This window comes from Microbacterium sp. NPDC089189 (assembly GCF_040685095.1).
Classification (GTDB): domain Bacteria; phylum Actinomycetota; class Actinomycetes; order Actinomycetales; family Microbacteriaceae; genus Microbacterium.
Window position 1 is genome coordinate 148,552 of the sequence record NZ_JBFBHG010000002.1, and the last position, 18,331, is coordinate 166,882.

At 69.7% G+C, this 18,331-nt stretch carries 19 protein-coding genes; 9 read left to right on the forward strand and 10 right to left on the reverse strand.

Annotated elements, in window-relative coordinates; all coding sequences use genetic code 11:
- Window position 1: 1 nt before the first annotated feature.
- Window positions 2-2,101: a transketolase gene (gene tkt / locus AB0N73_RS01905; RefSeq protein WP_363559777.1), complete on the reverse strand. Its 2,100-nt coding sequence runs from the start codon at window positions 2,099-2,101 to the stop codon at window positions 2-4.
- 138 nt (window positions 2,102-2,239) lie between these two features.
- Here tkt and AB0N73_RS01910 point away from each other — a divergent pair, with 138 nt between their 5' ends.
- Window positions 2,240-3,166: a heme o synthase gene (locus AB0N73_RS01910; RefSeq protein ID WP_363559779.1), complete on the forward strand. Its 927-nt coding sequence runs from the start codon at window positions 2,240-2,242 to the stop codon at window positions 3,164-3,166.
- Between the two features lie 6 nt (window positions 3,167-3,172).
- On the opposite strand, the gene AB0N73_RS01915 is transcribed toward AB0N73_RS01910, so the two are convergent.
- Window positions 3,173-3,571 carry a dinucleotide-utilizing enzyme gene (locus AB0N73_RS01915; protein WP_363559781.1) on the reverse strand — a complete coding sequence of 133 codons (399 nt, stop codon included), beginning with the start codon at window positions 3,569-3,571 and terminating at the stop codon, window positions 3,173-3,175.
- An 84-nt stretch (window positions 3,572-3,655) separates the two neighbouring features.
- Entirely contained in the window at window positions 3,656-4,612 is a 957-nt protein-coding gene (locus AB0N73_RS01920) for a COX15/CtaA family protein (RefSeq protein WP_363559783.1), read from the reverse strand.
- 246 nt (window positions 4,613-4,858) lie between these two features.
- On the opposite strand from AB0N73_RS01920, the gene sufB reads away from it, so the two are divergent.
- From sufB to AB0N73_RS01955, 7 genes are all read left to right on the forward strand, one after another.
- On the forward strand, window positions 4,859-6,277 hold the full coding sequence (sufB, locus tag AB0N73_RS01925; RefSeq protein ID WP_363559785.1) for a Fe-S cluster assembly protein SufB: 1,419 nt from the start codon (window positions 4,859-4,861) through the stop codon (window positions 6,275-6,277).
- Window positions 6,277-7,458 carry a Fe-S cluster assembly protein SufD gene (sufD, locus tag AB0N73_RS01930; protein ID WP_363559787.1) on the forward strand — a complete coding sequence of 394 codons (1,182 nt, stop codon included), beginning with the start codon at window positions 6,277-6,279 and terminating at the stop codon, window positions 7,456-7,458. The genes sufB and sufD overlap by 1 nt, the downstream gene beginning before the upstream one ends.
- Window positions 7,455-7,784 carry a non-heme iron oxygenase ferredoxin subunit gene (locus tag AB0N73_RS01935; protein WP_363559789.1) on the forward strand — a complete coding sequence of 110 codons (330 nt, stop codon included), beginning with the start codon at window positions 7,455-7,457 and terminating at the stop codon, window positions 7,782-7,784. The genes sufD and AB0N73_RS01935 overlap by 4 nt, the downstream gene beginning before the upstream one ends.
- 14 nt (window positions 7,785-7,798) lie before the next feature.
- Complete coding sequence (gene sufC / locus AB0N73_RS01940) at window positions 7,799-8,569, forward strand: Fe-S cluster assembly ATPase SufC (RefSeq protein WP_363559791.1); 771 nt, start codon at window positions 7,799-7,801, stop codon at window positions 8,567-8,569.
- A gap of 9 nt (window positions 8,570-8,578) precedes the next feature.
- Window positions 8,579-8,908, forward strand: a complete 330-nt coding sequence (locus AB0N73_RS01945) for a metal-sulfur cluster assembly factor (protein WP_363559793.1) — start codon at window positions 8,579-8,581, stop codon at window positions 8,906-8,908.
- A 39-nt stretch (window positions 8,909-8,947) separates the two neighbouring features.
- Window positions 8,948-10,102, forward strand: coding sequence for an aminotransferase class I/II-fold pyridoxal phosphate-dependent enzyme (locus AB0N73_RS01950; RefSeq protein WP_363559795.1), 1,155 nt, complete (start codon window positions 8,948-8,950; stop codon window positions 10,100-10,102).
- Window positions 10,103-10,170: 68 nt separating this feature from the next.
- A complete protein-coding gene (locus tag AB0N73_RS01955; RefSeq protein WP_363559797.1) occupies window positions 10,171-11,106 on the forward strand; it encodes a siderophore-interacting protein in 936 nt (311 codons plus the stop codon).
- Between the two features lie 30 nt (window positions 11,107-11,136).
- Here the strand turns inward: AB0N73_RS01955 and AB0N73_RS01960 are convergent, their stop codons facing one another.
- The 4 genes from AB0N73_RS01960 to AB0N73_RS01975 form a co-directional block, all read right to left on the reverse strand.
- A complete protein-coding gene (locus AB0N73_RS01960; protein ID WP_363559799.1) occupies window positions 11,137-11,964 on the reverse strand; it encodes an ABC transporter ATP-binding protein in 828 nt (275 codons plus the stop codon).
- On the reverse strand, window positions 11,961-13,019 hold the full coding sequence (locus AB0N73_RS01965) for an iron chelate uptake ABC transporter family permease subunit (RefSeq protein WP_363559801.1): 1,059 nt from the start codon (window positions 13,017-13,019) through the stop codon (window positions 11,961-11,963). The genes AB0N73_RS01960 and AB0N73_RS01965 overlap by 4 nt, the downstream gene beginning before the upstream one ends.
- Entirely contained in the window at window positions 13,016-13,990 is a 975-nt protein-coding gene (locus AB0N73_RS01970) for an iron ABC transporter permease (RefSeq protein ID WP_363559935.1), read from the reverse strand. Before AB0N73_RS01970 ends, AB0N73_RS01965 begins: the two co-directional genes overlap by 4 nt.
- A gap of 106 nt (window positions 13,991-14,096) precedes the next feature.
- Window positions 14,097-15,134: an iron-siderophore ABC transporter substrate-binding protein gene (locus tag AB0N73_RS01975; protein WP_363559803.1), complete on the reverse strand. Its 1,038-nt coding sequence runs from the start codon at window positions 15,132-15,134 to the stop codon at window positions 14,097-14,099.
- A 140-nt stretch (window positions 15,135-15,274) separates the two neighbouring features.
- On the opposite strand from AB0N73_RS01975, the gene AB0N73_RS01980 reads away from it, so the two are divergent.
- The gene (locus AB0N73_RS01980; RefSeq protein ID WP_363559805.1) at window positions 15,275-16,873 is read left to right on the forward strand and encodes an ABC-F family ATP-binding cassette domain-containing protein; all 1,599 of its coding nucleotides are present in this window, start codon (window positions 15,275-15,277) and stop codon (window positions 16,871-16,873) included.
- Between the two features lie 7 nt (window positions 16,874-16,880).
- Here the strand turns inward: AB0N73_RS01980 and AB0N73_RS01985 are convergent, their stop codons facing one another.
- Genes AB0N73_RS01985 through AB0N73_RS01995 form a run of 3 tightly spaced genes read right to left on the reverse strand, consistent with a single transcriptional unit; the run spans window position 16,881 to window position 18,312 of the window.
- Window positions 16,881-17,750, reverse strand: a complete 870-nt coding sequence (locus AB0N73_RS01985) for an SURF1 family protein (protein WP_363559807.1) — start codon at window positions 17,748-17,750, stop codon at window positions 16,881-16,883.
- Window positions 17,747-17,956, reverse strand: a complete 210-nt coding sequence (locus AB0N73_RS01990) for a hypothetical protein (protein WP_363559809.1) — start codon at window positions 17,954-17,956, stop codon at window positions 17,747-17,749. The genes AB0N73_RS01985 and AB0N73_RS01990 overlap by 4 nt, the downstream gene beginning before the upstream one ends.
- Complete coding sequence (locus AB0N73_RS01995; RefSeq protein WP_363559811.1) at window positions 17,953-18,312, reverse strand: DUF3099 domain-containing protein; 360 nt, start codon at window positions 18,310-18,312, stop codon at window positions 17,953-17,955. The genes AB0N73_RS01990 and AB0N73_RS01995 overlap by 4 nt, the downstream gene beginning before the upstream one ends.
- Window positions 18,313-18,331 lie beyond the last annotated feature (19 nt).

Here is an 18,331-nt window from a genome sequence, read left to right on the forward strand (position 1 = left end):
CTCACTCGGCGGCGGCCGCGATGCTCTCGCGTGCGGCTGCCACCACCGCCTCAGCGGTGATGCCGAACTTCTCGAAAAGGGTCTTGTAGTCGGCGGAGGCGCCGAAGTGCTCGATCGACACGGAACGTCCCGCGTCGCCGACGATGCCGCGCCACGGCAGGGCGATGCCGGCCTCGACCGACACGCGCGCCCGCACGGAGGCGGGGAGCACCGACGCGCGGTACTCCTCGTCCTGCTCGGCGAACCACTCCAGCGAGGGGGCCGACACGACGCGGGCGTTGACGCCCTCGGCGGCGAGCGTCTCGCGGGCGCTGACGGCCAGCTGCACCTCGGAGCCGGTGGCGATGAGGATGACGTCGGGCGTGCCGCCGGGCGCCTCGGCCAGGACGTACGCACCCTTCGCGGCCAGCTCGGCCGAGGCGAACTGCTCGCCGGTGGCCGGGCCGTCGCCGCGCTCGAACACGGGGATGTTCTGACGCGTGAGGGCGATGCCCGAGGGCCCCGCCGTGCGACGCAGCATCTCGAGCCACACCACCGACGTCTCGTTGGCGTCGGCCGGACGCACGAGCGCGAAGTTCGGGATCGCACGGAGCGTGGCGACCTGCTCGATCGGCTGGTGCGTCGGGCCGTCCTCGCCGAGGGCGATCGAGTCGTGGGTCCAGACGAAGATCGTGGGGATGTCCATGAGAGCGGCCAGACGCACCGGCGGGCGCATGTAGTCGCTGAAGATCAGGAACGTCCCGCCGAAGGGGCGGGTCGGTCCGTGCAGCACGATGCCGTTGAGGATGGACCCCATGGCGTGCTCGCGGATGCCGAAGTGGAGGACGCGGCCGTAGGGCGAGCCCTGCCACTCGTGCGTCGACCACTCCTCGGGGATGAACGAAGGCGCGTTCTTGATCGTCGTCAGGTTCGACTCGGCGAGGTCGGCCGACCCGCCCCAGAGCTCGGGGAGCTGTGCCGCGAGAGCGTTGATGACCTGGCCGGATGCGGCGCGGGTCGACACCTCCTTGCCGGACTCGAAAACCGGCAGCGCATCGGCGATGTCGGACGGGAGCTCCCGCGCGAGGAGCCGGTCGAGCAGCGCCTTCCGCTCCGGGTTCGCGGTGGCCCAGGCGTCGAACGACTCCTGCCAGGCGGCCTTCTCCTGCTCGCCGCGGGCGACGAGGTCGCGGGTGCGGGCCAGGACGTCGTCGGCGACCTCGAAGCTCTGCTCCGGGTCGAAGCCGAGGACCTTCTTGGTGGCCGCGAGCTCGTCCGCGCCGAGTGCGGAGCCGTGGATCTTGCCCGTGTTCTGCTTGCCGGGCGACGGCCAGCCGATGATCGTCTTGAGGATCACGAGCGAGGGCTTGTCGGTCTCGCCCTTGGCCTGCTCGATCGCGGCGTAGAGCTCGGCGACGTCCTCGACGTACTGCCCGGTCTTCTTCCAGTCGACCGTGATGACCTGCCAGCCGTACGCCTCGTAGCGCGCGGCGACGTCCTCCGTGAAGGCGACGTTCGTGTCGTCCTCGATCGAGATCTGGTTGGAGTCGTAGATGACGACGAGGTTGCCGAGCTGCTGGTGTCCGGCGAGCGACGACGCCTCGCTCGTCACGCCTTCTTCGAGGTCGCCGTCGGAGGCGATGACGTAGACGAAGTGGTCGAACGGGGACGTGCCGGCCGGGGCCTCGGGGTCGAACAGGCCGCGCTCGTAGCGGGCCGCGTACGCGAAGCCGACCGACGAGGCCAGCCCCTGTCCGAGCGGGCCGGTCGTGATCTCGACGCCCTTGGTGTGGCGGTACTCCGGGTGGCCCGGGGTCAGCGAGCCCCAGGTGCGCAGCGCCTTGAGGTCGTCGAGCTCGAGCCCGAAGCCTCCCAGGTAGAGCTGCACGTACTGCGTCAGCGAGGAGTGGCCCGCCGAGAGGATGAAGCGGTCGCGGCCCAGCCAGTGCGGGTCGGCGGGGTCGTGGCGCAGCACCCGCTGGTAGAGCAGGTACGCCGCCGGCGCCAGGCTCATCGCGGTGCCGGGGTGGCCGTTGCCCACCTTCTCCACGGCATCCGCCGCGAGGATGCGTGCCGTGTCCACGGCGCGCCCATCGGTCTCGTCCCAACGCAAATCGGCCACAGGACCGCCTTTCCAGAAAGAGGAGTGCGCCTATGAATGCGGGTGTGCGGGCCGTGCGACGGCCCCGCCCGCGCGAGGCGCGCGTGTCGTTTCAGCATAGACTGGTCCGGAGGTCGACGAGGGGCGATTACGACGCAGATGGACACCATGACGAGCGCGGGCGCCACCGCATCCACCGTCCGACGGCCGCTCGGCCGGACGGTCCGCGCCTACATCACGCTGACGAAGCCGCGTGTGCTGGAGCTGCTGCTGGTCACGACGGTTCCCGTCATGATCCTGGCCCAGAACGGTCTTCCCGACATCTGGCTCGTGCTGGCCACCGTGATCGGCGGATCGCTGAGCGCCGGATCCGCCGCCGCGTTCAACATGTACCTCGACCGCGACATCGACGCGCACATGCAGCGCACCGAGAACCGTCCGCTCGTGACGGGCGAGGTGTCGCCGCGCGGCGCGTTGATCTTCGCCTGGTCGCTGGCGGTCTCCTCCACCGTGTGGCTGCTCCTCATGACGAACTGGCTGACCGCCGCCCTCTCCGCGGCCGCCATCTTCTTCTACGTCGTGATCTACACGATCCTGCTGAAGCGCCGCACCGAGCAGAACATCGTCTGGGGCGGCATCGCCGGCTGCTTCCCTGTGGTCATCGGCTGGTCGGCGGTCACCGGATCCCTCTCGTGGTCGGCCGCGATCCTGTTCGTGCTGGTGTTCCTGTGGACGCCGCCGCACTACTGGCCGCTCTCGATGAAGTACAAGACCCAGTACGAGGACGTGGACGTGCCGATGCTCGGCGCCACGCGTTCGGGGTCCCAGGTCGGTCTGCAGGTCATCCTGTACGCCTGGGCGACGGTGGCCTGTTCGCTGCTCCTCATCCCCGTCGCACCGATGGGACTCGTGTACACGGCCTCCGCAGTCGTCTTCGGCGGATGGTTCCTCTACGAATCCCACCGGCTCTACAACCGGGCCGTGCGCGGGACCGAGCCGCGACCGATGCGCGTCTTCCACGCGTCCATCACGTATCTCACGCTGCTGTTCGTCGCGATCGCGGTCGACCCGCTGCTGCCGTTCTGATCGCGCTCAGCGCGCGGCGGGAACGTTCTCTTCGGCGGTGACGCCGTCGTCCGCGAGGACCTCGACCTCGTCCACCGGCACAGACTCGTCAACGGGCTCGTCCGCGATCTCGTCGTCCGCTACCTCGGTCTCGGGTGCGGGCCGCGCGAACAGCGATGCCGCAACCACGAGCGAGAGCGATGCGACAAGGCCGATGAGGCCCGCGCCGACGAATGCCGCGGCGAACACGGCCCATGCCTGGCCGGCGTACACCTCGACGCCGCTGGCCGAACCGTCGAGCAGCGTCGAGGTCATCACCGAGATCTTGTCGGAGGTCAGCCAGAGGCCGTAGCCCAGGCTCGCGGCCGAGCCTGCGACGAGGATCCAGAACGGGATACTGCGGGTCGGGCGGGGGCGGATGTTCATGCGCGGGGCTCCTCTACGGGCGACAACGGTTGCCGCGCCGTCCGCCACCCTCGCGGCGCCACTGAGGTGCGCGCGATGAGTCGCCTATGCGGTCGCTGAGGATGCGGGTGCCGGAGCGGGCTTCTTGAGCCCCAGCACGACCGCGGTCATGGCCGCGGCGGTGAGGGCGGCCAGCACCATGTGCACGCCCACGGCGAACTCGGGTAGGCCATTGCGGGCCTGGTAGAGCCCGACCAGGATCTGCACGATCTCGACGAGCAGGAGCGCGGTGATCCAACGTCGCACCGGAAGCCGGCGGATCCACGCGACCGCCGCAAGCAGAACGGTCAGCACGAGCAGGACGTATCCCGGCCACGCGTGGATGTGCTCGAGGATTTCGGCGTCGAATCCGTTGCGACCGGCGTCAGCGTCGCCCGAGTGGGGCCCGGCGCCGGTAGTGAGCACACCGAAGACGATCGTCACGGCGAGCACGAGCGTCGTGAAGTGCGTCGTGATGGCGTACCAGCGGGGCGCTGCCGCGACCCGTGGGCCGGCGGGGGCGTTCATCCGCACCAGGAAGGCGGCGCAGACGCAGACGAGGCTCAGCGAGGCCACGTAGTGGAATCCGACGATGAACGGGTTCAGGCCGGTGAGCACCGTGACGCCGCCAACGAGCGCCTGGGCGACGACGCCGCCGAGCACGATCGAGCCCAGCACGAAGAGGTCGCGGCGTTCGCGGCGCAGGCGCCAGAGGAGCACGACCACGCCGAGCGCGAGGATGCCGACGAGGCCCGTCAGCGTGCGGTTGCCGAACTCGATGAACCCGTGGATGCCCATCGCGGGCGTGTTCACGATCGAGTCGGCGGTGCAGGTGGGCCAGGTGGGGCAGCCCAGGCCCGACCCGGTGAGGCGCACGGCGCCGCCGGTGGCGATGATCAACACCTCGGCCAGGAACGAGAGCCACGCGAAGACGCGGATGCGGCGATCGACGGCGGTCGGAAGCCAGGCGACGAAGCGCTCGAGCAGGCGGGTGTCCTTCTCCGGACGGGTGTCGACGGCCATCGTGCGCCTCCTGCGCGACGCGCGCATCGGGTGGCGCGCGGGGTCGGCCCGCCCGAAGGCGAGGGCGACCCTGTAGAATCAAGGGGTTCGTGACGCGGCGCCCGAGCGTTCCACGTCACCCACAGTTTAGGTGCACGCCTGCGCCTTCTGATCGAGCCGAAGACGGCACCCCCCTGAGATCGACGTCCAGGAGCGGAATGCCGGAGCGGATGACACCGTTCGGTTCTAAGAGGAGAGTGACACGCCATGTCGGATGTGCTTATCGATCGTCCCGAGTTGGAGGGGCTGGGTGTCTACGAGTTCGGGTGGCACGACCCCGATGCCGCCGGCGCCAGCGCGAAGCGCGGCCTCAGCGAAGCCGGTGTCCGTGACATCTCGGCGCTGAAAGCCGAGCCGGAGTGGATGCTGAACGCCCGGCTGAAGGGCTACCAGCTCTTCGGGCGCAAGCCGATGCCCACCTGGGGTGCTGATCTCAGCGGCATCGACTTCGACAACATCAAGTACTTCGTGCGCTCCACCGAGAAGCAGGCCCAGACCTGGGAGGACCTGCCGGAGGACATCCGCAACACGTACGAGAAGCTGGGAATCCCCGAGGCGGAGCGCTCGCGCCTGGTCTCGGGCGTCGCCGCTCAGTACGAGTCCGAGGTCGTCTACCACCAGATCCAGGAGGATCTGGAGGCACAGGGCGTCATCTTCATGGACACCGACACGGCGCTGCGCGAGCACCCCGAGTTCTTCCACGAGTACTTCGGCACCGTGATCCCGGCCGGCGACAACAAGTTCGCCGCGCTGAACACGGCGGTCTGGTCCGGCGGCTCGTTCGTCTACGTCCCCAAGGGCGTGCACGTCGAGATCCCGCTGCAGGCGTACTTCCGCATCAACACCGAGAACATGGGCCAGTTCGAGCGGACCCTGATCATCGCGGACGAGGGCTCCTACGTCCACTACATCGAGGGCTGCACGGCGCCGATCTACAAGAGCGACTCGCTGCACTCCGCGGTCGTCGAGATCATCGTCAAGAAGAACGCCCGGGTGCGGTACACGACGATCCAGAACTGGTCGAACAACGTGTACAACCTCGTGACCAAGCGTGCCGTCGCCCACGAGGGCGCCACGATGGAATGGGTCGATGGAAACATCGGGTCCAAGGTCACGATGAAGTACCCCTCGATCTACCTGATGGGCGAGCACGCCAAGGGCGAGACCCTGTCCGTGGCCTTCGCGGGCCCCGGCCAGCACCAGGACGCCGGCGCCAAGATGATCCACATGGCGCCGTACACGCAGTCCTCGATCGTCTCGAAGTCGATCGCGCGCGGCGGCGGTCGCGCGGGCTACCGCGGCGAGGTGCGCGTGGACGCCAACGCCCACCACTCCGCCAACACCGTGCGCTGCGACGCGCTGCTCGTCGACAGCATCTCGCGCTCCGACACCTACCCCGCCATCGACATCCGTGTCGACGACGTCCAGCTGGGCCACGAGGCGACGGTGTCGAAGGTCAGCGAGGAGCAGCTCTTCTATCTCATGAGCCGCGGACTCGCCGAGGACGAGGCCATGGCGATGATCGTGCGCGGGTTCATCGAGCCCATCGCGCGGGAACTGCCCATGGAGTACGCACTCGAACTCAACAAGCTCATCGAGATGGGCATGGAAGGATCCGTCGGCTGATGACCGCACAGGCCGAAGCCCCCACGGCATCCACCGTGACGGGGCATATTGACCCTGCCGCCGCATTCGTACCGGTGCAGACCCGCTCGGCGCGCGAGCGCTCCAACGACCCCGCGTCCTTCCCGGTTCCGTCCGGGCGCGAGGTGAACTGGAAGCACACGCCGCTCGACCGGATCGCGTCGCTGCTGACCGACGCCCCGGGCGCCGAAGCCGCCGTCTCGATCACCGTGGCCGGACCGCTGGCCGCTGCCGGGCTCCGGCACGGCGAAGCGCCGCGCGGCGACGTCTTCGTCGCCGAGGACGTCACGGCCGCCATCGCGTGGTCGCGAGCGACCGAGGCGGTCTACCTGAGCATCCCGGCGGGCGTCGAGCTCGAGGAGCCCACGATCGTCGACCTCCGCGGTGCGGGCGGCGTCGCTCACGCGCACATCGTGCTCGAGGCGCAGCCGAACGCGCGGGGCACGATCGTGCTCCGGCATGCCGGCACGGCCGCGCTGTCGGAGAACGTCGAGATCATCGTGCGCGACGGTGCATCGCTGACGGTCGTCGCGGTGCAGGAGTGGGATGACGACGCGGTCCACGTGGCCGCTCACCAGGCGCGCGTCGACCGCGATGCGACGCTGCGCCACGTCGTCGTGAGCTTCGGCGGGTCGCTCGTGCGCATCAACCCGAGCGTCGACCTCGCCGGAACCGGCTCGCGCGGCGAGCTGTACGGGCTGTCGTTCGCCGATGCCGGACAGCACCTCGAGAGCCAGGTCTTCCTGCACCACCACGGCGCACAGACCTCGGGCGACGTGCTCTACAAGGGTGCGCTCCAGGGCGACACCGCCCGCTCGGTGTGGATCGGCGACGTGCTCATCGGCCCGGATGCGGTCGGCACCGACTCGTACGAGGCGAACCGCAACCTCGTGCTCACGGACGGCGCTCGCGCCGACTCGATCCCGAACCTCGAGATCCAGACGGGCGACATCCGCGGCGCCGGACACGCGAGCGCGACCGGTCGATTCGACGACGAGCAGCTGTTCTACCTGCAGGCGCGGGGGATCGACGAGGAAGAAGCACGTCGACTCGTCGTGATCGGCTTCCTGATGGAGATCGTGCAGAAGATGGGCGTTCCGGAGCTCGAGCAGCGTCTGGTCGCCGCGATCGAGGCCGAGCTCGAACAGGGTCCGGCCCGATGACCGCGACGCGCGTCTGCGCGCTCAGCGAGCTCGTGCAGGATGAAGCCCGCCGTGTCGAGGTCGACGGGGTCGCGATCGCCATCGTGCTCGACGGCAACGGCGACGTGCACGCGATCGGTGACAGCTGCACGCACGGCGACGTCTCGTTGTCCGACGGCTTCGTCGACGGCGAGACGCTGGAATGCTGGGCCCACGGCTCGGCGTTCTCGCTCCAGACCGGTCACCCGCTCAACCTGCCGGCCTACGAGCCGGTGCCCGTTTTCGAGGTCACGATCGACGCCGACGATGTCTTCATCGATCCGGCCGTGACCAAAGTTGTGAACTGACGAAGGAATCCGACATGTCTGTCCTCGAGATCCGCGACCTCCACGTGACGGTCGAGACCGATGAAGGAACCACCCCCATCCTCAACGGGGTGACCCTCACCATCCGCACCGGCGAGACGCACGCCATCATGGGCCCCAACGGCTCGGGCAAGTCGACGCTCGCGTACACGATCGCCGGCCACCCCAAGTACACCGTCACGAGCGGCTCCATCACGCTCGACGGCGAGGACGTGCTCGCCATGACCGTCGACGAGCGCGCACGCGCGGGTCTGTTCCTGGCGATGCAGTACCCCGTCGAGATCCCCGGCGTGACCGTCACCAACTTCCTGCGCACCGCGAAGACGGCGATCGACGGCGAAGCGCCCTCGATCCGCACGTGGACGAAGGACGTCAAGTCCGCGATGTCGAACCTCCGCATGGACGGCAAGTTCGCCCAGCGCAACGTCAACGAGGGCTTCTCGGGTGGCGAGAAGAAGCGCCACGAGATCCTGCAGCTCGAGCTGCTGAAGCCCCGGATCGCCGTTCTCGACGAGACGGACTCCGGCCTGGACGTGGACGCACTCAAGATCGTGTCCGAGGGTGTGAACCGCGCCAAGAGCGAGACCGACCTGGGCGTGCTGCTGATCACGCACTACACCCGGATCCTCAACTACATCCGGCCCGACTTCGTCCACGTGCTCGTGCGCGGCCGGGTGGCGGAAGAGGGCGGTCCGGAGCTGGCAGAGCGTCTCGAGAACGAGGGCTACGACCGGTTCCTCGAGGCCGCCACCGCGGCGGACGCGTAGACTCCGATCATGACCGCGACGCTCACTCCTGAGAAGTACGACGAGGTCACCGAGGCGCTCAAGGACGTCATGGATCCCGAACTCGGGATCAACGTCGTCGACCTCGGGCTGATCTACGACCTCGCCTGGGATGACGAGAACGACGCTCTCGTCATCCACATGACGCTCACATCGGCTGGCTGCCCGCTGACCGATGTGCTCGAAGAGCAGACCGCGCAGTCGCTGGACAGCGTGGTCGACCGCTTCCGGATCAACTGGGTGTGGATGCCGCCGTGGGGTCCCGAGCGGATCACCGACGACGGGCGCGACATGATGCGCGCCCTCGGCTTCGCGATCTGACCCCGGGGCCGCCCCGTCGGCGCCGTTAGGCTCGGTGGTGTGACCGCTGCGCCTCTGGAAGCCCTGCCGCTCGATCTCCTCCGCGAGCGGGGGAGCGCGAAGTGGCGAACCTACCCCCGCGACGTGCTGCCGCTGTTCGTGGCCGAGACCGACTACCCGTTGGCCCCGGCGATCACGGCGGCGCTTCACGGCGCCGTCGAGCGCGGTGACACCGGGTACACGCCCGGCGAGTCCGGTGTGCGCTCGGCGTACGCGGCGTTCGCCGGGCGGCGTTTCGGATGGCGCCCCGATCCCACGCGGATGCGTTCCACCGGGGACGTCATCATGGGCGTCGTCGAGATCCTCCGGCGGACGATCAGCCCGGGGGACCGCGTCGTCGTCACCCCACCGGTGTATCCGCCGTTCTACGAAGCGGTGCCCGAAGCGGGCGGTGTCGTCGAGCGTGTGCCGCTCGTCGAGGGAGCCGGCGACTATCGCCTCGATCTGGACGGCATCGAACGCGCGTTCGCCGGCGGGGCACGCGCCCTGCTGCTGTGCAATCCGCACAACCCGACCGGCACCGTCCACACACGGGAGGAGCTCGCCGCGCTGGCCGAGATCGCCGCGCGGCACGACGCCGTCGTCGTGAGCGATGAAATCCACGCGCCGCTCACGCGCACCGACATCGTCTTCACGCCCTTCCTCGCGGCCTCGGCGGCATCCGCGGCGCTCGGCTACGCCCTCGTGTCGGCGAGCAAGGCCTTCAACCTGGCGGGACTGAAGTGCGCCCTCATGGTCGCCGCCGCCCCGGAGACGGCCGCCGTGCTGCGGGGGATGCCTGAGGAGATCGAGTGGCGCACCGGGTACTTCGGCGCGATCGCCGCGGTGGCCGCATTCGATCCCGAGAGCGACCCCTGGCTGGATTCGCTGCTGGCCGCCATCGAGGCGAACGCCGTGCTGCTGGACGATCTGCTCGCCGAACATCTTCCCGGGGCACGGTATCGCCGCCCCGAGGCCGGATACCTCGCGTGGGTCGACCTGACCGCACAGGGGTGGGGAGACAACCCGGCGAAGCGGATCCTGACGGAGGCGCGCGTGGCGTTGCACTACGGTCCCGCCTTCGGCGACGAGGGGCGCGGTCACGTGCGGATCAACCTGGGATGTTCTCCCGACGTCCTGCGCGAGGCCGTGGAGCGGATCGCCGCGCTGCGTTGACCACGGCACGCTGTTCATTGCAGGCCGAGCGCTTTGGCGTGCGCCGAAGGTAAGGGTAGCCTTATCGCATGTCCTCTGCGCTCGTGACCCGTCCCGCGTACCGTCCGTACATCGCGGCGGTGTCGCACGTCGAGCGCCTGTCACCGCACTTCGTCCGGATCGCTTTCACGTGCCCCGAGTTCGTCGACTTCGGCACGTCGGGACTCGACCAGCGCCTGAAGCTCGTCTTCCCCTCGGCGGATGGCGTCGTGTGCGACATCGGCCAGCACGATCCCGCATCCATCGCCGCCGGTGACTGGTACACCCGGTGGCGAGCGCTCCCGGCGGAGGCACGGACGCCGTTCCGCACCTACACGGTGCGACGGATCGACCCGACCTCCCGCCTCCTCGAGATCGACTTCGTGCTGCACCACGATCCCGGTCCCGCCGGCGCCTGGGCCGAGGCTGCGCAGTCGGGCGACGAGCTCGTGATTGTCGGGCCCGACCAGCGCGCCGAGGGGAGCGACGGCGGCATCGACTGGCACCCCGGCACCGCGCGCCGCGTGCTGCTCGTCGGCGACGAGACCGCGACGCCCGCCATCAGCGGGATCCTCGAGTCGCTCGGCGTCGAGGTGCGCGCGGACGCCTTCATCGAGGTGCCCACGGCCGACGACATCCTGCCGCTCTCCGTCGCGGCGCAGGTCCACTGGGTGGTGCGGGGCGAGGCGCCGCACGGCGAGAAGCTCATCGCCGCCGTGTCGGAGTGGGCCGACGCGCATGCGCGTGGCGTGCTGGCCCGGGCCGCCGCGCCCCGGCCCCAGGAGCTCGAGGAGATCGACGTCGACACCCAGCTGCTCTGGGACAGCCCCGAGAGCGCCGAGGGCGAGTTCTACGCCTGGATCGCGGGTGAGTCGCAGACCGTCAAGACGCTGCGCCGGCTGCTCGTGCAGCAGCACGGGGTCGACCGCAAGCGCGTCGCGTTCATGGGGTACTGGCGTGCGGGAGTGGCCGAACGCGTCGAGTGAGCCGTCGCTGTTCCGACTCGCGTCACGCGGTCAGTCGGATGCGGGATCGTCGCGCGTCCCGACGGTGTGGTGACGCCCGATCGGGATGACCATCGGCCGGCCCGTCAGCGGATCGGCGACCACCCGGCTGTCGAGTCCGAAGACCGTCCGCACCGTGTCCTCCGTCAGGACCTCGGCCGAGGATCCGGCGGCCAGCATCCGGCCGTGGGCCATCGCCACCAGATGATCGGCGTAGCGGGCGGCGAGGTTCAGGTCGTGCAGCACCATGACGATGGTGGTGCCCCGTTCGCGGTTGAGGTCGGTGAGTAGATCGAGCACGTCGATCTGATGGCTGATGTCGAGGAACGTGGTGGGCTCGTCGAGGAGCAGGATGTCGGTCTGCTGCGCGAGGGCCATCGCGATCCACACCCGCTGCCGCTGCCCGCCGCTCAGCTCGTCCACCGGGCGGTCGGCCAGGTGTGCCGTGCCGGTCGCGTCGAGCGCGTGAGCCACAGCGTCGTCGTCGTCGCGCGTCCAGCGGGCGAGCGCGCCCTGATGCGGGTGACGTCCGCGGCTCACGAGGTCCGACACCGCGATGCCGTCGGGCGCGATGGGCGACTGCGGAAGCAGCCCGAGTGTGCGGGCGACCTGACGGGTGGGCTGGCGATGGATCGCCTTGCCGTCCAGGAGCACCGCACCGGAGGACGGGGTGAGCAGGCGCGCCATCGACTTCAGGAGCGTCGACTTGCCGCACGCGTTCGCTCCGACGATGGTCGTGATGCGTCCGGCGGGGACGGTGAGCGCGAGCGACTCGACGATGACGCGGTCGCCGTAGGCGAGCGAGACGTCGTCGACGACGAGCGAGCGTTGCGCGGTCATAGGGACGAACCTCCGGTTCGACTGCTGCGGATGAGCAGGTAGACGAGGTACGGCGCGCCGAGCACACCGGTGATGACGCCGACGGGCAGCCGCGTGCCGAAGGCGTACTGCCCGCAGAAGTCCGCGACGAGGACGAGGAGGGCGCCGACGAGCCCCGAGGGCAGCAGGGGCGAGCCGACGGGACCGAGGATGCGGACCGCGATCGGCCCGGAGAGGAAGGCGACGAACGAGATGGGTCCGGTCGCGGCGGTGGCGAAGGCCAGCAGGCAGACGGCCAGGACGATCAGCAGGACGCGCTGGCGTTCGACCCGCAGCCCCAGCGCCGACGCCGTCTCATCGCCCAGACGCATGAGTTCGAGGTCGCGGCCGCGCATCAGCAGCAGCGGGACGACCACGATCATCACGAGAGCCAGCGGGATGACGCGGTTCCAGGTCGCATCGTTGAGGTTCCCGGTGATCCAGCGCATCGCGACCTGGAGATCCCAGTCGGCGGCGCGCGAGATGACGTAGGCGACGATGCTGTTCGCGATCGCCGCGACGCCGATCCCGATGAGGATGAGGCGCGCCCCGGATCCGCCGCGTTTGTAGGCGAGCAGGTAGATCAGCATCGCCGCGCCGAGCGCCGCGGCGGTGGCGAGGAACGACACGGCCGTCTCGCTCAGCGACAGGACGACGATGCCGATGACCGCAGCGGCGCTCGCGCCCGAGCTGATGCCGATGACATCGGGGCTGGCGAGCGGGTTGCGCAGCATGGTCTGGAAGACGACACCGCCCATGCCGAAGCAGAGCCCGGTGAGAAGGGCTGCCGTCGCCCGCGGCAAGCGGAGCTCGCCGACCGTGAACGAGGCGCCCGGCACGCGCTCACCGACCAGGACCCCCCACACCTCGGCGGGGGAGTAGAAGGTCTGACCCACCATGAGCGAGAGCGCGTACGCGACGAGCACGGCGGCCAGGAGGGATCCCGTGACGATCAGCCACCGTCGCGAGCGGCGCGCCCGACCGGCGTGCACGCGCCGGCGGGTCTGCGTCGCGGCGGCTGTGTCGAGGGCGCTCACAGGGCCCGCACCTTCTGCCGACGCACGATGGCGATGAAGAACGGCGCGCCGAGCAATGCGGTCACGATGCCGACCTCGATCTCCTCCGGTCGGGCGATGACACGCCCGACGACATCAGCCGCGGTGAGCAGCACGGCACCGCCGACCGCGCAGAACGGGAGCAGCCACCGGTGATCGACGCCGATCAGCAGGCGGCACATGTGGGGGACGACGAGGCCGACGAATCCGATGGGACCAGCGACCGCCGTGGCCGCGCCGCAGAGGATGACGGCACCGAACGTCGAGACGAGTCGTGCCGTGCGCACCCGCTCGCCGAGGCCGGCGGCCAGCTCGTCGCCGAGCGCGAGCGTGTTCAAGGACGGGCTGCAGATCAGGCAGATCAGGAGCCCCACGATCAGGAACGGCAGCACCTGGCCGATCGAGGTCCACGTGGCACCGCCCACGCCACCCACCTGCCAGAAGCGGAAGACGCTCATGACGTCGACGCGGGGGAGCAGGATGGCGCTCACGAGCGAGGAGAAGGCGACCGCGGTCACCGCCCCCGCGAGGGCGAGTTTGAGGGGCGATGAGCCGCCGCGGCCGAGCGACCCGATGGCGTAGACGAACAGCGCCGCGCCGGCCGCGCCGAGCATCGCGAACCAGATGTAGTCGGCGGGCGACGACAGCCCGAGGAAGGCGATCCCGATGACCACGGCCAGCGCGGCGCCCCCGTTGATCCCCAGGATCTGAGGATCGGCGAGCGGGTTGCGTGTGGCCCCCTGCAGGACAGCGCCGGTGACGCCGAGCGCACCGCCGACGAGCATGGCCAGCACGGTCCGGGGGATGCGCTTGGCGACCGCGGCTGAGCCGGCGGTGTCGACCCCGCCGCCGAGGGCCGCCCAGACGTCCTGCCAGGTCACGGCGCGGGCGCCGAAGGTGATCGAGAGCACGCCGATCCCCACGAGGCCCACGAGCAGGACGAGCAGCCACACGGCTCGCCGCCGCCCCCAGCGGCGCCGGGAAGGCGCGCCGGGGGCGGCGGACGGAGCGGTCTCCAGCGGTGCGGTCACGACCGCGTGATCGGTGCGTGCATCGAGGTCAGGACGCCTTCGCTGCGGCCTCGCCGACGAGCTGGATGTACTCGTCGCCGTAGGACGTGCCGATCGAGAGCGGCGACGGCGTGATGGCCGAGGATGCCGTGGACTCCGAGAGGATGATCGCGACCGCACCGTTGGCGACGGCGGGGATGCGCGAGAGCAGCGGGTCGGCCTGCCACTGGGCGATCGTGTCCTCGGTGCCGTAGGCCACGATGACCTGGACGTCGTCGAAGCTCTCGATCTGCTCGGTGCTCGTGACGATCCAGAACTCGTCCGACGACGCGGACTGCTCGTCGACGTAGCTCGAGGGGACGAGGCCGAACTCCTCGAGGTAGCCCACGCGCGGGTCGGCGGTGTTGTAGAACCCGAGCGTGCTGAGGTCGGTCGGGTCGAAGTAGCTGAGGAGGGTCGTCTTGCCCTCGAGCGCCGGGTACTGGGCGGCGGTCTCGGTCACGTGCTGCTCCAGGCTGGCGACCAGATCGGTCGCCTCGTCCTCGAGGCCGAGCGCGGTGCCGTTGAGCACGGTCATGTCCTGCCAGGTGGTTCCCCACGCCATGTCCTGGTAGGTGACGACCGGGGCGATCTTCGAGAGCGTGTCGTACTGCTCCTCGGTCATCCCCGAGTACGCCGCGAGGATGACGTCGGGCTGCGCGTCGGCGATGGCCTCGTAGTCGTACCCGTTGGTCTCGTCCATCAGGGTGGGCGTCTCGGCGCCGAGCTCGTCGAGCTTGTCCTTGACCCAGGGGAGGAGGCCGTCGCCGTCCTCGTCGCCGTAGGTGACCTTGGGCATCGCCACCGGCACGATGCCGAGGGCCAGTGCCACATCCTGGTTTCCCCAGTCGACCGTGACGACCCGCTCGGGCACGGCGTCGATCGTGGTCTCGCCGAAGGCGTTCTCGATCGTGAGCGGGAAGGCGCCCGCGTCTCCGGCGGCGCCGCCCGCATCCGAGTCGCTGTCGGCCGAGCCGGTGCTGCACGCGGTGAGAGCGGTCAGAGAGATCGCCGCGACCGCGATCGCGGCCCAACGCTTGATCTGCATGAGATGCCTTTCGCAGGGGGAATGGTGCGAGGAAAGGCTACCCTAACCTTTCAGGAGCGACGAATCCGCGGCGCCGGGTGCGCGATAGACTGGAAGACGGCCACTCGGCCGACCTTCCTCTTTCAGATCGGACGTACGCTGTGCTCGCCGTGCACGACCTCGAGATCCGCGTCGGCGCTCGCGTCCTGATGACCGATGTCGCCTTCCGTGTGTCCCCGGGGGACAAGATCGGACTGGTCGGCCGGAACGGTGCCGGCAAGACGACGCTCACCAAGGTCCTCGCGGGCGACCTGCTGCCCGCCGAAGGCGGTGTCGACCGCTCGGGTGAGCTGGGATACCTGCCGCAGGACCCGCGCTCGGGCGACCCCGAGATGCTGGCCCGCACGCGCATCCTCGACGCGCGCGGCCTCGGCACCCTCGCGCTCGGCATGCACGAGGCGTCGCTGCAGATGGGCGACGACGATCCCGCCGTCGCCGAGAAGGCGATGCGGCGCTACGGAAACCTCACCGAGCGCTTCGAGGCGCTCGGCGGGTATGCCGCCGAGGCGGAGGCGGCCTCGATCGCTCACAACCTGTCGCTTCCCGACCGCATCCTCGATCAGCCGCTGAAGACGCTCTCGGGCGGCCAGCGCCGTCGGATCGAGCTCGCTCGCATCCTGTTCTCGGACGCGCAGACGATGATCCTCGACGAGCCCACCAACCACCTCGACGCCGACAGCGTCGTCTGGCTGCGCGAGTTCCTGAAGACCTACCGCGGCGGCCTGATCGTGATCAGCCACGACGTGGAACTCGTCGGAGAGACGGTCAACCGTGTCTTCTACCTGGACGCCAACCGTCAGGTCATCGACGTCTACAACATGAACTGGAAGAACTACCTGCGTCAGCGGGTGGCCGACGAGGAGCGCCGCAAGAAGGAGCGCGTCAACGTCGAGAAGAAGGCGACCGCGCTGCAGCTCCAGGCCGCGCGCTTCGGCGCGAAGGCCTCGAAGGCCGCCGCCGCGCACCAGATGGTCGCTCGTGCCGAGAAGATGCTGTCCGGTCTCGACGACGTGCGCCAGGAGGAGCGCGTCGCGAAGCTCCGCTTCCCCAAGCCCGCGCCGTGCGGCAAGACGCCGCTCATGGCGAAGGGGCTGTCGAAGTCGTACGGCTCGCTCGAGATCTTCACCGACGTCGACCTCGCGATCGACCGCGGATCCAAGGTCGTGGTGCTGGGATTCAACGGTGCCGGCAAGACCACGCTCCTGCGGATGCTGGCCGGCGTCGACACCCCCGACACCGGCGTGCTCGAGCCCGGTCACGGGCTCAAGATCGGCTACTACGCGCAAGAGCACGAGAACCTCGACGTGTCGCGCTCGGTGCTCGAGAACATGATGGCCGCCGCGCCCGACATCAACGCGACGGAGGCCCGCAAGGTGCTGGGATCCTTCCTCTTCACCGGCGACGACGTGCTGAAGCCGGCGGGCGTGCTCTCGGGCGGCGAGAAGACCCGCCTCTCGCTCGCCACCCTCGTGGTCTCGAGCGCGAACATGCTCCTGCTCGACGAGCCCACCAACAACCTCGACCCGGCCTCGCGCGAGGAGATCCTCGGAGCTCTCTCGCATTACGAGGGCGCCGTGGTGCTGGTCTCGCACGACCCGGGCGCCGTCGAGGCACTCAACCCGGAGCGTGTGCTGATCCTGCCGGACGGCGTCGAGGACCTCTGGGGCCGCGACTACCAGGACCTCGTCGAACTGGCCTGAGCGCAGCTCAGCGCCCGGCGCGATCGAGGAGGGCGTCCTCCACGTCGGCGTCGCGATCGACGCGTTCCCGGCGAGCCCGGGGGCGGCGCGGAGTCCGAGACTGCTGCTCGGCGTCGGCTTCCTCGCCGTCACCCTCGTCCTCACGACGCAGACGTCGCTCGGTGCGGATGATGTAGCCGATGAAGATGAAGCCCATGATGGCGAAGAGGATCCACTGCACGGCGTACGACAGATGCGGTCCCGGATCCTCGGACGGCGACCCGAGCGGGTACGGCGTGGTGTCGGGCGCGGGTGTCTCGGAGACGAGGATGCCGTACGCCCCGGTGATCGTGCCGGCGCCGGTCGTCTCGGCCACGAGGGGCAGGTGGATCGTGGGAACCTGCCCGGCGGGGGCGCTACGACCCGAGGTGGGGAGTGCCTCGGGCGCGCGGAGTCGCACGACGACCGTCACCTCGCCCGTGGGCGGTGCGGGAACGGCGGCCGTCCCCTCGCCGGTCTCGGCGGGCGGAACCCAGCCGCGGTCGACGATGAAGGTGCGACCGTCGTCGGTGCGCAGCGGCGTCAGGACCTCGAACGCCGCGGTGCCGCCGTGCGGTCTGTTGCGCACGACGACCTGGTCGTCGACGTCGTAGGTGCCGCGGATCTCTACCGGGTGCCACTCGAGCTCGCCGTCGAACGCGGTGTCGTCGGGCAGCGCGGCGTCCAGCGGGAGCGGCGCCGCGTCGTAGTTCCGCTCCACGAGTTCGAGCTGCGCGCTGCGTTCGGCGTTCCGCGCGAACTGCCACTGCGACAGGAAGAAGCAGGCGACGGCGAACAGGATGCCGACGAGGACGTAGCTGGTCCAGCGAAGAACGGAGGAAGACCGCGCAGCCGTCATGTCGCGGCCCCGCCGACGGCCAACGCCGACACGGCGACCGGGAAGGAGCGCGAGGAGAGGAAGTCGCGCAGGTAGTCCACGTGCTCCGCGCAGGCGACCCAGACCTTGCGGCGGTCCTCGCGATGGATGCGAGGGTTGCGCCACTCGATGCGCCAGAGCGCGCTCTCGCGGCAACCGGCGCGCGAGCAGCGGACGACCTCGGTCATGCCTCGTTCTCCCGCGGTGTCTCGGTGATGCGGATGATGTCGGGATGCGCGGCGTCCGGCGCCTCCGCGACGACGGGCGCGGCCGGCGGTGCGTCGATCGCCCGTCCGGGGTCGACGGCGCGGGACGCGGTGCCCTCCTGCCCGACGTTGGCGAAGACGACCGCGATGTACGGCAGGAAGACGGCCCCCGCGGCGAACACCCACGTGTACCAGCCGTAGGGGGTGATGAGCACCATCGCGATGAAGCACCCGACACGGATGGCCATCATGATCATGTACTTGACGAACCGCGCGCTCGAGTCCTCGCGCGGCGCGCGAGGCAGAGAGGTCGCGGACTGCGATGCGGCGTTCTTCACGGTGTAGCCCAGCCTACGC

What these genes read in the sequence shown, in the direction of transcription:
- AB0N73_RS01910 (WP_363559779.1), top strand. Translation starts at nt 2,240, where the DNA reads ATGGACACCATGACGAGCGCGGGCGCCACCGCATCCACCGTCCGACGG.
- AB0N73_RS01915 (WP_363559781.1), bottom strand. Translation starts at nt 3,571, where the DNA reads ATGAACATCCGCCCCCGCCCGACCCGCAGTATCCCGTTCTGGATCCTC.
- AB0N73_RS01920 (WP_363559783.1), bottom strand. Translation starts at nt 4,612, where the DNA reads ATGGCCGTCGACACCCGTCCGGAGAAGGACACCCGCCTGCTCGAGCGC.
- sufB (WP_363559785.1), top strand. Translation starts at nt 4,859, where the DNA reads ATGTCGGATGTGCTTATCGATCGTCCCGAGTTGGAGGGGCTGGGTGTC.
- sufD (WP_363559787.1), top strand. Translation starts at nt 6,277, where the DNA reads ATGACCGCACAGGCCGAAGCCCCCACGGCATCCACCGTGACGGGGCAT.
- AB0N73_RS01935 (WP_363559789.1), top strand. Translation starts at nt 7,455, where the DNA reads ATGACCGCGACGCGCGTCTGCGCGCTCAGCGAGCTCGTGCAGGATGAA.
- sufC (WP_363559791.1), top strand. Translation starts at nt 7,799, where the DNA reads ATGTCTGTCCTCGAGATCCGCGACCTCCACGTGACGGTCGAGACCGAT.
- AB0N73_RS01945 (WP_363559793.1), top strand. Translation starts at nt 8,579, where the DNA reads ATGACCGCGACGCTCACTCCTGAGAAGTACGACGAGGTCACCGAGGCG.
- AB0N73_RS01955 (WP_363559797.1), top strand. Translation starts at nt 10,171, where the DNA reads ATGTCCTCTGCGCTCGTGACCCGTCCCGCGTACCGTCCGTACATCGCG.
- AB0N73_RS01960 (WP_363559799.1), bottom strand. Translation starts at nt 11,964, where the DNA reads ATGACCGCGCAACGCTCGCTCGTCGTCGACGACGTCTCGCTCGCCTAC.
- AB0N73_RS01975 (WP_363559803.1), bottom strand. Translation starts at nt 15,134, where the DNA reads ATGCAGATCAAGCGTTGGGCCGCGATCGCGGTCGCGGCGATCTCTCTG.
- AB0N73_RS01985 (WP_363559807.1), bottom strand. Translation starts at nt 17,750, where the DNA reads ATGACGGCTGCGCGGTCTTCCTCCGTTCTTCGCTGGACCAGCTACGTC.
- AB0N73_RS01990 (WP_363559809.1), bottom strand. Translation starts at nt 17,956, where the DNA reads ATGACCGAGGTCGTCCGCTGCTCGCGCGCCGGTTGCCGCGAGAGCGCG.